Source organism: Picosynechococcus sp. PCC 8807, from assembly GCF_001693295.1.
In the GTDB taxonomy this organism is placed as follows: Bacteria; Cyanobacteriota; Cyanobacteriia; order Cyanobacteriales; family MRBY01; genus MRBY01.
In genome coordinates this window covers 1127004-1140223 of sequence record NZ_CP016483.1, presented here as the reverse complement: position 1 = coordinate 1140223, position 13220 = coordinate 1127004, and the positions used below count along the sequence as shown (strand labels likewise).

General features: G+C 51.2%; 14 protein-coding genes. 9 read left to right on the top strand and 5 right to left on the bottom strand.

What is annotated here, in order from left to right:
- The first annotated feature begins 3 nt into the window (after positions 1-3).
- Together AWQ24_RS05545 and AWQ24_RS05540 are read left to right on the top strand one after the other, a co-directional pair.
- Positions 4-744, top strand: a complete 741-nt coding sequence (locus tag AWQ24_RS05545) for a cytochrome c biogenesis protein CcdA (protein WP_065716215.1) — start codon at positions 4-6, stop codon at positions 742-744.
- Positions 745-806: 62 nt separating this feature from the next.
- On the top strand, positions 807-2195 hold the full coding sequence (locus tag AWQ24_RS05540) for a cytochrome c biogenesis protein (protein WP_065716214.1): 1389 nt from the start codon (positions 807-809) through the stop codon (positions 2193-2195).
- Here the strand turns inward: AWQ24_RS05540 and AWQ24_RS05535 are convergent.
- Together AWQ24_RS05535 and AWQ24_RS05530 are read right to left on the bottom strand one after the other, a co-directional pair.
- Complete coding sequence (locus tag AWQ24_RS05535; RefSeq protein ID WP_030006212.1) at positions 2181-3401, bottom strand: DUF445 domain-containing protein; 1221 nt, start codon at positions 3399-3401, stop codon at positions 2181-2183. The two genes, AWQ24_RS05540 and AWQ24_RS05535, sit on opposite strands and share 15 nt — an antisense overlap.
- An 88-nt stretch (positions 3402-3489) precedes the next feature.
- Positions 3490-5223, bottom strand: a complete 1734-nt coding sequence (locus AWQ24_RS05530; protein ID WP_065710435.1) for a TrkA family potassium uptake protein — start codon at positions 5221-5223, stop codon at positions 3490-3492.
- A gap of 231 nt (positions 5224-5454) precedes the next feature.
- Here AWQ24_RS05530 and crtE point away from each other — a divergent pair, with 231 nt between their 5' ends.
- From crtE to AWQ24_RS05515, 3 genes are read left to right on the top strand one after another with little or no spacing between them, the layout of a single operon-like run.
- Complete coding sequence (gene crtE, locus AWQ24_RS05525) at positions 5455-6363, top strand: geranylgeranyl pyrophosphate/diphosphate synthase/geranyltranstransferaseCrtE (RefSeq protein ID WP_065716213.1); 909 nt, start codon at positions 5455-5457, stop codon at positions 6361-6363.
- Positions 6364-6384: 21 nt separating this feature from the next.
- The gene (locus AWQ24_RS05520) at positions 6385-6840 is read left to right on the top strand and encodes a divergent PAP2 family protein (protein WP_030006209.1); all 456 of its coding nucleotides are present in this window, start codon (positions 6385-6387) and stop codon (positions 6838-6840) included.
- 53 nt (positions 6841-6893) lie between these two features.
- A complete protein-coding gene (locus tag AWQ24_RS05515) occupies positions 6894-7697 on the top strand; it encodes an LCCL domain-containing protein (protein WP_083993498.1) in 804 nt (267 codons plus the stop codon).
- A gap of 19 nt (positions 7698-7716) precedes the next feature.
- Here the strand turns inward: AWQ24_RS05515 and AWQ24_RS05510 are convergent, their stop codons facing one another.
- Entirely contained in the window at positions 7717-8775 is a 1059-nt protein-coding gene (locus tag AWQ24_RS05510; RefSeq protein ID WP_083993497.1) for a folate-binding protein YgfZ, read from the bottom strand.
- Positions 8776-8866: 91 nt separating this feature from the next.
- Between AWQ24_RS05510 and AWQ24_RS16660 the strand changes: the two genes are divergently transcribed.
- The 3 genes from AWQ24_RS16660 to AWQ24_RS05500 are packed head-to-tail and all read left to right on the top strand — an operon-like array spanning position 8867 to position 10137.
- Positions 8867-9001 (top strand): hypothetical protein, encoded by a 135-nt coding sequence (locus AWQ24_RS16660; protein WP_254903385.1) that lies wholly within the window; start codon positions 8867-8869, stop codon positions 8999-9001.
- Between the two features lie 40 nt (positions 9002-9041).
- Positions 9042-9458: a GNAT family N-acetyltransferase gene (locus AWQ24_RS05505; RefSeq protein ID WP_232318878.1), complete on the top strand. Its 417-nt coding sequence runs from the start codon at positions 9042-9044 to the stop codon at positions 9456-9458.
- 7 nt (positions 9459-9465) lie between these two features.
- Entirely contained in the window at positions 9466-10137 is a 672-nt protein-coding gene (locus tag AWQ24_RS05500) for a serine/threonine protein kinase (protein ID WP_065716210.1), read from the top strand.
- A gap of 4 nt (positions 10138-10141) precedes the next feature.
- On the opposite strand, the gene AWQ24_RS05495 is transcribed toward AWQ24_RS05500, so the two are convergent.
- Positions 10142-10684 carry an NYN domain-containing protein gene (locus tag AWQ24_RS05495; protein WP_065716209.1) on the bottom strand — a complete coding sequence of 181 codons (543 nt, stop codon included), beginning with the start codon at positions 10682-10684 and terminating at the stop codon, positions 10142-10144.
- Positions 10685-10937: 253 nt separating this feature from the next.
- Here AWQ24_RS05495 and AWQ24_RS05490 point away from each other — a divergent pair, with 253 nt between their 5' ends.
- A complete protein-coding gene (locus AWQ24_RS05490; protein ID WP_065716208.1) occupies positions 10938-12620 on the top strand; it encodes a glycosyltransferase family 39 protein in 1683 nt (560 codons plus the stop codon).
- Positions 12621-12714: 94 nt separating this feature from the next.
- Here AWQ24_RS05490 and AWQ24_RS05485 read toward each other — a convergent pair whose 3' ends face one another.
- Positions 12715-13089 carry a Crp/Fnr family transcriptional regulator gene (locus tag AWQ24_RS05485; protein WP_083993496.1) on the bottom strand — a complete coding sequence of 125 codons (375 nt, stop codon included), beginning with the start codon at positions 13087-13089 and terminating at the stop codon, positions 12715-12717.
- Between the last annotated feature and the right edge of the window lie 131 nt (positions 13090-13220).

Genomic DNA, 13220 nt, shown 5'->3' with positions numbered 1-13220 from the left:
ACCATGTGGGAAAATTTCAGTCTGCAACTGTATCACCTCCAGCAATTTAGTGACAGCCTAGTCAATGAGCAGCTGAGCCATTGGAGTTTGTTGAGTATCTTTTTGGTGTTTGGGGCGGGCCTCCTCACCAGCTTGACCCCCTGCACCCTCTCCATGTTGCCCATCACCATTGGTTACATCGGCGGCACCCAGGATAACGATCGCCTCCAAGCCTTTTTCCAATCCCTGTGGTTTTGTTTGGGGCTCGCGACGACCCTGGCGGGCCTGGGAATCGTGGCGGCGGGCTTTGGCCAGATCTACGGCCAGGTTGGTATTGGCTTACCAATCATCGTCAGTGCGATCGCCATTTTAATGGGTTTAAATTTGCTCGAAATTGTCCCCCTGCGTTTTCCTTCCCTGGGGGCGACCGACTGGATCAAGCCGGATTTCCCAAAAGCTGTGCGGGCTTATCTCATGGGTTTAACCTTTGGTTTGGTGGCTTCCCCCTGTAGTACCCCGGTGCTGGCGACCCTTTTAGCCTGGGTTAGTACCACCCAAAACCTCGCGTTGGGGGCGGCGCTCCTCCTTGCTTATACCCTTGGTTATGTGGTGCCTGTTTTGATTGCCGGAATTTTTACCGCTTCCCTCAAACGCTTGCTGTCCCTGCGGCAGTGGTCGGGCTGGATTAACCCCGTGAGTGGTGCTTTGCTCCTGGGATTTGGGCTATTTTCGCTTCTCATTCGCCTGCCCATTGGCCTCGCTTAGATTTTCCCTAACCCTGAACGGGCTTTTTTCTTGTTAATTTTTCTTTTCTCATCCCCTAAACCATGACAGTTTCTGATTCTTCTCCTAATTCTCCGTGGCACAGTTTTCCCCGCAAAGTCTGGCGCACGGGTTTAAAGTGGATTGCGGATCTCCGGGTGGCGATCGCCATGCTGTTGCTCATTGCGGTATTTAGCATTTTAGGAACCGTCATCGAACAGGGCAGTACCATCCAGTTTTACCAAGAGAACTACCCTGAAGATCCGGCGTTGTTGGGGTTTTTGTCTTGGAAAGTTCTATTAGGGTTGGGACTGGATCATGTTTATACAACTTGGTGGTACTTAGTTTTACTCCTCGCCTTCGGAGTGAGTTTGATCGCCTGTACCTTTCGGCGGCAACTGCCTGCCCTGAAAACAGCCCAAAATTGGAATTACTACAGCCAAGCCCGGCAATTTAATAAATTAGCCCTCAGTACGGAATTGGATCATGGTTCGCTCCAGAGCCTAAAACCCCAACTCGAAAAAAAACGCTACAAAATTTTTCAGGACGGCGAAAAGCTCTATGCCCGGAAAGGGATTGTGGGGCGCATTGGGCCGATTATTGTCCACATCGGCATGATCGTTACCTTGGTGGGTTCTATTTGGGGAGCCTTTGGGGGGTTCATGGCCCAGGAGATGATTCCCAGCGGCGTGAATTTTAAGGTCAATAATGTGTTTAAGGCGGGGATTTTTTCCGAGAGCGATCGCCCTTGGTCGGTGAACGTCAATCGTTTTTGGATCGACTACACCCCCACGGGTGACATTGATCAATTCTATTCAGATCTATCAGTGGTTGATAAACAGGGCCAGGAGCTTGAGCGCAAAACGATTTCGGTAAACCACCCCCTCCGCTACGATGGCATCACCTTTTATCAAACCAGTTGGTCTATTGGCGGCGTCCAAGTTCAACTGAATAATAGCCCGATTTTTCAATTACCCGCCGCCCAAATCCCCACGGAGAATGGAGCGAAACTCTGGGGCAGTTGGGTCCCCATTAGGCCAGATATGAGTGCTGGGGTCTCGATTTTGATGCAGGATCTCCAGGGCAGTGCCATTGTCTATAACGAGCAGGGAGAATTGGTCGGAGCGGTACGGGTTGGCGATCGCCTAGATGTGGGGGACATTAGCTTGAAACTGGTTGATCTCGTTGGTAGCACTGGCCTCCAGATTAAGGCTGATCCCGGTGTTCCCGTGGTATACACAGGCTTTCTGTTGGTAATGCTTGGTGTCGTGATGAGCTACGTTTCCTATTCCCAAGTGTGGGCCCTGGCCGCTGGCGATCGCTTTTATCTGGGAGGGAAAACCAATCGCGCCCAGGTGGCCTTTGAGCGGGAACTCCTGGAGATTATTAACACCCTCGAAACATCTTCTGCCCAAGCAACCCCAGCAAATACCTTGACATCAATTGAGCAATAAAATAACCGATTGGGCTACACCAACAAGGAAGCCTAATACTCCCCCCAAATTAACGATGGCTTGGAGTTCATTTTTGACAATGCCCTGGATGGCGCGTTCTAGTTCCCTGGGGCTGGTATTGTTCACTCGCTCAATGATTACTTGATCAATGGCGAGGATCGGGATCACCTGACTGATAATTTTTTCGAGGTCTTTTTCTAAATAGCGGTCCAAAAGCAAAGATAATTCTTGGCTAACGACACCCAGGGAACTATCTAAGACTTGAGACGCTTGGAGCCGCCGTAAAATCACCACCGACAAATTATCCCAATCCACCGACTCCCCAATATATTCCATCAAGCCCGCCCCTTTATCCTGGAAATACTGCCGGATCGTTTGGTGAAAACTTTTACGGAGTTGCCGCACCGTAGACACAGGCAAATTTTGGAGGGACAAACCCTGGAGCCAGAGGCGCAATTTAAGGCGAATTTCGAGGGTGAGGATTAACTCCTGGAGACGGGCATTGGCAATTTCTCGCTCCTCTAAACAGAAGGCTCGGAGGCGGGTCAGGCTATTTTTAACGCCAAATAGGTTCGCAACGACCCAATAGGTACCGCTGGTTTTTTCCCGGAGGCTGGTGTCGATAATTTCAATATTTTTGTCGGTAAGAAAATCAATGGTCGCCTGACGGAGAATATCGGGGGTTAGAACGGTACGCAACAGCCAATCGGTAAGCTGGCGGGCTTGGGCCTCCGTAAGTTTAAAGTCCAGCAGCAGTTGATCAAACAGTTGGTAAACCTGGGCCTCTAAAAAGGTATCTTCCCGAGACCAAACTTTAATGAGGCGGGGCAAAGATTCGCTGGCTAAGTCTCGCAGAATTGCCGCCAGAATCCCAGCGGTTTTTTGTTCTTGTTCCCCTTGGATTTGTGCAAAGGCCAATTGCAGCAGCCACCGGATCGCGGCTTCGATGCGTTCGGTTTGGAGCAGTTTTTGGGCGAGCTTTTGGATTTCTTCGGGGGTGAGCAGCGACCCCATAATAATCCGGGAAATATTGCGGGCGAGGCGGTCTTGGTTGGCGGGGATCAGGCCTGGGGTGAAGGGTAAACGGCGATCGCCAAGGTAGATGGCCTTGTAGGGACGAAACAGCATATTGATCGCAATGTCATTGGTGAAATACCCAATCACAGTGCCAGCCACAGGGGGTAACAGTAACGTCCAAAAATTCAAAGCTGTGGGTCATTTTGTACTCAACATCTCTGATTTTAGGGCTTTTAGTTGGGCGATCGCCTGGATTGAGATGTAACTTTATTGATTGCTAGGGCACAAAGGCTTCGCTTCCTTGGACTGACGGAAAGGGGTTAAAGGTTACTTCTGAATTGCTGGGTTCCTTACGCCACAGCTTTTGGAGACCATTGGCGGCGATGGTGATATACAGGACATCCTGGGGTTGCAGTTGCCGTTGCAGGAGGGGCCAACCGTGCACCGCTTCCCCCTGGGACTCGAGGTAGAGGGGGACAAAATTTTGGGCGATCGCCGCATCTTGAACCCGCTGTCCACAGAAAGGATGGTTTGGGGTAATCAAGGTTGCCAGGGCAATCCACAGCAGATCATCAGTCATGCCGTTGCCAAGAATGCGTCCCCCTAGGGCGGCAGCAGCAAAAGAATGGGTCGCCAACTCCGTCGGGGAAAGCACCAGATCAAAGGAAAAGACTTCCTGGGCCGACTGAGCAAAATTCGTATCTTGAATGCGGACAATCACATTGACCTTGGGGGCGATCGCCTTGGCACTCAGGGCAATTTCGACGTTGGTCATGTCCTGGCTGGTGGCGGCAATCAGGGCCGTTGCTTTGGCAATCCGTGCATCCCGTAAACTGCTGGTCACGCTGGCATCGGCAAGAATGACCGGAATCCCCAAGGTTCTGGCGGTGCGTAAAAAGCGGTTGTTGTGGTCGGTTTCAAGAACAACAACGTCATAGCCCTGGTGGTGCAGCTGGCGGGCGATCGCCATGCCCATCCCTCCCAAGCCACAGATCACGTAATGGTTTTGGTGGGGAATTTTTGTCGCATCCCAAAATTGGCGAATTCGACTTCCCAAAATGAAATCATTGATCAACGCATAGCAGATCCCCACGACTCCGGCGCCGACCACCATCATCACCGCCGTGAAAACCTTGACCCAATCGGGGGCGAGTTCCGCGACTTCTTCTTTTCCCCCGGCCCCGGTGATCATCCCCACTGAAAAATAGAGGGCATCCACCAGGGACAAATTAAAATTCACACAAACATAGGTAAAGGTGGCAATGCAGATGGTCACCAACAACGCCACCGTCACCAGGGTCATCGGCCGCACGTGATGTTGGTACTGCCGTAGATTGGCGATCGCCTTCCGAAATTTTTGCCAGAGGGAATAACGCTGACTTTTAACCTGGGGCGGCGTCCCTAAGATTAAATGATCCCCCACCTGGAGGGTTTGGTCGGCCACCACCGCTGACACCAAATCCATTTCCCCCTGGGCTGGTAGGTAGTGGATAAACATCCGCTCCGGATTTTCCCAAAGCTCACTGAGGGGTTGGCCTAACCAGGGATGATCCGTAGTGATCACTTCCTCATAGATCGGCCAGGTTTTTTCGTAGAGACGCAGTTGGCCGATGGCTTTATTGCCCAGGGCGGCAAAGGCAAAAATGGGGGCGGCCAGGGCCGAAACACTCATGGTCACATGATCCGGCAGGGTTTGATCGAGGCGATCGCCCAGGGCTTGGTTATAGATACGATTGACAATGCGAATATTCGGATTTAGCACCCGCGCTTGGGTCAGCACCGCAAGATTGAGGGCATCATCATTACTGGCGAGGACGAGGGTTTGGGCCGCATGAATGCCCGCCCGCACGAGGAGTTGTCCCTGCCTGGGGTCTCCCACAATAATTCCGGATGCTCGCTGATGGGTCGGGCGATCGCTAATGCCGATCACCTCAGCCCCTTGATTTTGCAGTAGACGAAAAATCTTATATCCCGTTCGTCCTAAACCACAGACAATAATTTTTGGTTGCATGGAAACTGGGCCTGGGTTGATCAGGACTTATCTCAACAGATCAATTACCCTTCCTGTTTTAAACCCAAACGTTCCCGGCGAGTGTAATGAACCACACAGAGCAAAACAACTTCACATTTAGAGGCCAGAATTAGCACCCCTCTGCAAGCAACCCAGGATGATTCCCCCAGACTTGCCCCCAAAGCCCTGTAGAATATTCTTGAAAAAATCAACAGTTTTCCAAACGTAGCTATGGTAGTTGCAGACGCTCACACCCAGGGCTTTTCCCTCGCGCAATATCTCCAAGAACAAAAGACCATCGTCGAAACCGCCCTTGACCAATCCTTAGTTATCACTGAGCCTGTCACCATCTACGAAGCCATGCGCTATTCCCTCCTGGCTGGGGGGAAACGGCTACGCCCGATTCTTTGTCTTGCCGCCTGTGAAATGTTGGGGGGCACCGCCGCCATGGCGATGAATACGGCCTGCGCCCTGGAGATGATCCACACCATGTCTTTGATCCATGATGATCTGCCCGCCATGGACAATGACGATCTCCGTCGGGGCAAACCCACGAACCATAAAGTTTATGGGGAAGATATTGCCATTTTGGCGGGGGATGCCCTGCTCTCCTATGCCTTTGAATATGTGGCTCGCACCCCGGATGTTCCGGCGGAACTTCTGTTGCAGGTGATCGTACGCCTCGGCCAGGCAGTGGGGGCTGAAGGCCTCGTCGGTGGCCAAGTGGTGGATCTCGAATCGGAAGGGAAAACCGATGTTGCCGTAGAAACCTTGAACTTTATCCACACCCATAAAACAGGGGCATTGCTGGAAGTGTGCGTTACGGCGGGGGCAATTTTAGCCGGGGCGAAACCGGAAGAAGTGCAATTACTCTCCCGTTATGCCCAAAATATTGGTCTGGCTTTTCAGATTGTCGATGATATTCTCGATATCACTGCCACAGCGGAGGAACTAGGTAAAACGGCGGGCAAAGACCTCGAAGCCCAGAAGGTCACTTATCCGAGCCTATGGGGTATTGAAAAATCTCAGGCTGAGGCCCGCAAGCTGGTGGCAGAGGCGATCGCCTCCCTCGAACCCTATGGTGAAAAGGCCAATCCCCTTAAAGCCCTGGCGGAATACATCGTTAACCGTAAAAACTAACCCGCGTCACGGCCAAGCACCATGGATAATTTCAGCGCAGTTTTCCAAAATCACATCCTGATTGTGGCATTAGTGGCCTGCATTACGGCACAGTTGCTCAAAATTCCCATTGATTTGATTCGTTATCAAAAAACCAGCCTCCGTTCCCTTTTTAGTGCTGGGGGGATGCCCAGTGCCCACTCTGCTCTAGTGGGGGCTTTAGCGACAGGGGTTGGTCAGGCGAAAGGGTGGGATAGTTCTGAGTTTGCGATCGCCTGTTTGTTTGCGGTGATTGTGATGTACGATGCGGCCGGAGTGCGCCAAGCTGCGGGTAAGCAAGCGCGTATTCTCAACCAGATCATTGATGATATGTTCCAGGAAAAAGAATTTAGCGAAGAACGGCTCAAGGAATTACTTGGTCACACACCAGTACAGGTATTTGTGGGGCTTTCCTTGGGCATTGCGATCGCCTTTTTCGCCAATAGCCAACTGGCCTAGACCCAGATCCTGACCTTCATCCCTAAACGAATTTCTTCTTATTTCTAAGCTTCATGATGCAATCTACGACTTATTTTTTCGGGGCGATCGCCCTGGCTTTTTCCCTGGGCGCCTGTACCCAAAACAGCACCACCCCAGAATCTAACGCCACTGGGGGCGGAACTGTTGCGCCCCCAGAAGCAGCACCGGAAACCCCAGCGTCGCCCCCAACCCTCCAATTCACTACCCTGGAATGGGAAGCCAGCCCCGTTAGCCTCGAAATCCAAGACCAGGTGGGACAGACCTTCGAGTTTTCCTGTCCGCCGGGGGATCCCAGCCAAAGGATTTGGGGCACGGGTGTTTACACCAGCGATTCTTCCATTTGTGCCGCCGCTGTCCATGCAGGTCTATTCGCCGCAGAGACCGGGGGGAATTTAACTTTAGAAATCCTCGCGGGCCAAGACCTCTACACCGGTAGTCAACAAAATGCAGTGACCAGTCGTGATTACGGCGCTTGGGATGGGAGCTTCCGTTTTCCGGAGGCTAGTGACAGTGCTGCGGCGACAACGCCGAATATCCAGTGGGATTCGACCCCAGGCTCCTTCGGGATTGCCGAAAATGTTGGCGATCGCTACAGTTTCAATTGCCCACCCAACGGTGAACTAGGGGCCTCGGTCTGGGGGACGGATATTTACACCAACGATTCCGCAATCTGTGTGGCGGCAGTCCATGCCGGAGAAATTGACCTAGCTACGGGCGGCCCGATCACCATCGAAATTGCCCCCGGTCAGGACAGCTACACCGGCGGCGATCGCAATGGCATAGTTACTGCCGACTATGGCTCCTGGGGCGGCAGCTTCATCTTTTTAGACGAATAAAGCAACCAAAGACGGTTCCCTAGGGTTCGGGGTAAGCATGGGTCACATAGGGAACCGCGACGACTTTTCCAGTCACTTCTCCTACTGTCACTTCTAACTCTTCTCCACCCACTTTCGTACGGATATAACCAAGGGCAAAGGTGTTATCCGGGTCAATACTGGTGATGACGCCGGCCCGTTCTTCACCCACAAAAACTTTGCAAGGGACTGCTACGGGGGCAGAAAGTTGAATCCCAAAGAGGCGCTGTTTAACGCCTTTGTAGGTATTGAGGCGGGCAATGGTTTCCTGGCCGATATAGCAGCCTTTATCAAAGGAAATGCAATCCCAAAGCCCTGCTTCCAGGGGATTATAGTCTTCGGTGAGTTCTTGGTCGGGGGCGGGTCTGCCTTGGTGAATGCGCAGTTTCTCCCAGGCTGCTTCGCCACAGGGGATCATTCCTAAATTCATCAGAGCCTGCCAAATTTCGACACCAGCCTCGGCGGGAACATACAGGGTATAGCCCGGTGATTTCAAACTGTTCCCCGTCGCACAGAGAATGTTTTGTCCCTGGATTTCTAGAAATTGATGGCCACCATTCGGAAAGTCAGTTAAGGTTATGCCAGTGAGTTTTTCGAGAATTTCTTTGGCCTGAACACCCATCAAAGACAGAATATTAAACTGCCCAGAAAGATCACTAATTTCTACTTTGTCCATCGGAAAGAGAAACCGATCAAACCATTCCAGGAGAAAGGTCTTTTTCTGGGGTGAGACCTGCACCCAGAGGGCATCATCCAGAATATGCACCGTGGCGAGATCGATGGTGCGGGCCGTGGAATTAACGAGGACAGTGTCACAGCTTTGGCCCGGTTGAAGCTGCTGGATTTGATTAGTGCTTTGGTTGTGGAGGTAGCGTTGACGGTCAGCGCCCGTAAAGTTGAGGAGACCCCAATGGCTTTGGTCATAGAGCAGACAGCCATTGCTGAAATCTTGGGAAATGTCGGCGTCGTTCCCAAAGGTTACAACGGCCTCACCGGAAGCTGTTAAAGGAAAGCCTTGGTGCTGGTGGTATTGCAAAAGGGGGGTCATGGCAGTGGTCATGGATACTCAATTTGGCACAGATTTCATTATGCCAAGGGGAGAGGTTACACTGACAGAGATATTTTCTATGTGTTGTTTGGGATCGCCACCTATGGACTTATTTCGTCAACAGATTCTGCCGTTCTTAATTTTGCTGGTCTTCCTCTTGGCTTTAGGGATTGTCAGCGCCCGGATTTTTCTCCCCACCGATATGCTCGCCCCAGCACCCATTGGTTTTTTGGGCTAGGTCAATGCTACCAGCGGGCTTTTCTCTGAGACGGGGTGCGATGATCGACCGACCGTTATTGTTAAAGTTTTTGCACCGCAGTTACCAGGAACTTTATCCGGAAACGGGCTTCGATCACCTCCGTACAACCTTGAACCATTATTTCACAGTGGATACGCCCCTCTGGTGGGTACGGACAGAAACGGAGCAAGTGGTGGGTTGTCTCTGGCTGGGCAATAGTGTTGATCAGATTAGCGGCGATCGCCACAGTCATATTTTTCTGTTGTATGTGATGCTGGAGTATCGCCGTCAGGGGCTGGGTTCGGCGCTTATGGCCACAGCGGAACGGTACGCGAAAACCAAAGGCGATCGCCAAATTACCCTCCAGGTTTTTACGAATAACCAGACGGCCCAGAGCTTTTACCAAAGCCTCACTTACCAGCCCCATGCAATCTTGATGCGAAAAATCCTCCCCTAAAGGATCTATGGCTCAATCTCGACTCCAAGTTTTTTGCGATCGCCTCGAACAGGAACTCCGACCCCACCTCGATCTCACCAGCGAGCATCCCCACCATCCTGTGATCGTGCGCCATTGTCCCAGCCCTTGGTATTGCGTGGGCACCGGGAACTATGCTGCGGTTGTCGCCCACCCTGATTTTCCGGCGTGGGTGGTAAAGGTCTATGCCCCCCACCGGGAAGGATTTGCCGCAGAAGTGGAAGTTTATCGTCGCCTAGGGACCCACGCTGCGTTTTCGGAATGTTACTACGCCAAGGATGGCATTTTAGTACTGCGGCGTTTGCATGGCACGACCCTCTACGACTGTGCCCACCGGGGGATTCCGATTCCGAGAAAAGTTATTGAAGATATTGATCAAGCCTTGGATTATGTCTATGCCCAGGGCCTCAATCCCCATGATGTCCACGGGAAAAATGTGATGCTGGGGGTCGATGGTCGGGGGCTTGTGGTGGATATTTCAGACTTCCTCAAACCAGAGCCCTGTTATGCCTGGAAAGATCTTAAACGGGCTTATTATTGCCTTTATCGACCCCTGATTGCTGGTCTCAAATTAAAAATACCCTATGCTTTTTTAGACCAAGTACGCACAGTCTATCGCGTTTATCGTCAGGTTGGCGATCACCTTTTTTTGAAACCTTGAAACCCTAGAGGCCGTGGCGTAACTGACGTAAAATCTGTTGGGTTTTCGGATCAAGACTATTTAAGAGTTGCCCCCGTCGCTGCTGGCGTTGACGTTTGCGATGATCCCGAGAACGTCGATTGGCGGCGGCCACATCCGATTGCAACTTTAAAGAAGACATCCATTCCGCCCCATAACCCACCACCGTATGCCGTTGGGCCTGGTCAGAGGTCACCACAATTACCCGTCGGGGCGTATTATAGTCGTGCCGAAAAGCGGCGCAGGCTTTTTCGATGTAAGTATCGGCAGTTTCCGAGAAAGCGGTGTAGTAAGCGGAAACAAATTGCGTATGTTCTTCTTCTTGGCTAGGGGTCTGCTGGTAATGGGCGTCAAAAACGACTTTTGTCTGGTAGCAGTTGTGGGAGGCGTAGTTAATTAAAACTTCAATCAATTCGTCCCGTGCCATCTCAAGGCCGTGGTGATCGCGGGTTGCCTTAAGCTCCTGCCAAGCACCAATGACGTTATAACCATCCACTAATAGTAGCGCTTCGGGGGATTGGGACTTCATGACTCACTCGTAACCTCCATGGTGAAAAAACAAAAGGATTTTAATGGATAAAAACCACATCCTAACAAGTTTTGTCACGCTTCTGCCATCGTCGAAATTATCGCTGCGGTCTGCTAATATCGTTCACCATTGCGAGAAGACAAAGACTTCCTTGGGGTTGCATCCCCTTGCCGTTCATTTTAGTTAAGGCTTTATTTTTAAGTTGCAATTCTTTTTAAATACCTCCCCAAAAAATATTATTTCAAGCAAAACGTTGCCCGTTTTTTTATTATGGTTTTGGGTAATTTTAGGCGGGATTATTCGCCTGACAAACCTTGGTGCAAAACCCTCTTGGACCGATGAATTTGCGACCCTCCTCTACAGTCGCGCCGAAAATTATAATCAACTGCCCTACGACGAAATTCTCACGGGGAAAGAGCTTTTAGCGCCCCTGCTCGGCTATCCAGACCAAGGGGTCACTGAAGCGGCCCATTTTTTGATCCATTACGATAACCACCCGCCGTTGTATTTCATGGTGGTTAACCTCTGGCAGCGCCTATTTCCCCTAGAGATGGGGGGGTACATTTCCATTGATGGGGTGCGTCTCCTCTCGGTGCTGCTTAGTTTGTTAGGCATTGGATCGCTTTATGGTTTGGCAAAGTGGCTCTTTCAGTCGGAAAAAATTGCCCAACTTACGGCGGCTTTGATGGCTTTTTCGCCCTTTGATATTTACCTGGCCCAGGAAGCTCGTCACTATACATTAATTGGTCTGTTTGTGATCGCTTCCTTGGGATTTAGTTTCCTAGTGCTGCGCCAAATTAAGACCCGGCAGGCGCTGTCCTGGGGGCAAGTTTTTGTGGGGATTGTCCTCTGTGGGGCGGGGCTGTTAGTGCATTACTTTTTTGTTCTGACGCTTCTGGCCGAGGCGATCGCCCTGGGGTGGTGGATGGTGACCTACCGCAAATATCCGATTCCGAAGCAATGGTGGCGTTTAGGAACGATCATTCTGACAGTGGGGCTTTTGGGGCTGATCTGGAAAACCCAAGTACTCCCCGACAGCTATGGCACGAGTATGACTAGCTGGATTCGCCTTGATCGCAGTGATTGGCTGGCATGGCTCAGTCCGGTCTTTCAGTTGTTGGCGACCGTTGTCACGATGGTGATGCTGTTGCCCATTGAGGTGGATTTTTTGCCGACGGTAATTGTCTGTGGTGCGGTGATGATCGTGGTGGGTATTCGTTTTTTGACCCTGTGGCGACAAGGCATCAAGGCCCAGAGCACAGTGCCTCAGTTTCAGGATGAGTTATTTTTTCTCTGTCGTTTTGTGGGGGCTGCCTGGGGGCTCTTTGGGGTGCTCAGTTTTGGCCTCGGCATCGATATTACCCGTGGTGCCCGTTACAGTTTTGTGTATTTTCCGGCGGTAATTCTCTTGGGAGCCGTTGGCCTGAGCTATTTTTGGCAGCGGGAGAATATTCGCTGTCTAGGGGGTGAAACGATGGGGACTCGGTTTCCCCAGGTGAAATCTGGGACAAAGGCGATCGCCTTTATGGTGTTGATTAGTTTTTGTAGTGCCTTAACTGTCGTCCATGATTGGGGCTACCAAAAGTACTACCACCCCGACAAAATCGTTGACCGACTCGCAACAGCAACCCAACCTGTACTGATGGTGCTCCCCCGGGAAAGCACCGTGCAAATTGGCGAAATGATGGGGATCGCCTGGGAACAGCAACGACGTGCCCTAGAACGTCCTGTATTTTTTGCTTTTGTACCAAAACAAGATACGCCAGCAGCTTACACTGACGATTTAGACAGAATCAGCGCTCAATTTTCCCAAACGCCCTTTGAATTATGGTCGATTAACCTCTTTGAACCGATTCCTCTGTCAAACTGCCGCGCTTCTGAACAAGTTTGGGTTTCTGGCTACTACAGTGATGTTTATCAATGTGGTGCCCCCTGATCTGCCATTTCCCAGGGGATAAATTTGAGCGGTTTTTCTCAGTGAATCTTCTCAGCAAGATCCAACCGCAAAGCACTTTTGTTAACGACTGTCCCTAACCCTGGGCCTCTAGCTTTTGGTTCGTGCGACTTAAACGCTCGGCTAAGGTTTTCATGATTTCGATGGCAAAGTAGGGATTTTGCTGGATGAGAAACGTAAATCGCTTTTGGTCAATCACCACGAGGCGACAATCCGTTTTGGCGATCGCCGTCGCACTGCGGGGGGAACCCGGCTCAATGACGGCCATTTCTCCTAAAGCTTCCCCTTCACCGAGGACACTCAAGGGTTGCCCTTGAAACTGAATTTCCACTTCCCCGGTTTGGATAATGTAGAGCAGATCGCCCGGGGTGCCTGCGCTAAAAATTACAGTGCCCGCCGCGAAATCCTGGGTGTCGTGGTCATGTCTAAATAAGTCAAAATGCGCCATCATGATTTAGTTCCTTCTGAACTCTCGAAATAAATTTCTAAAAACGAGCCAATGCCCGCCTATTCACGATCATAGTGGAGCTAAGGCCGCTTTTTTGCGTATTTCTTTGGGCTTATCGCGAATTTAACTTCCCC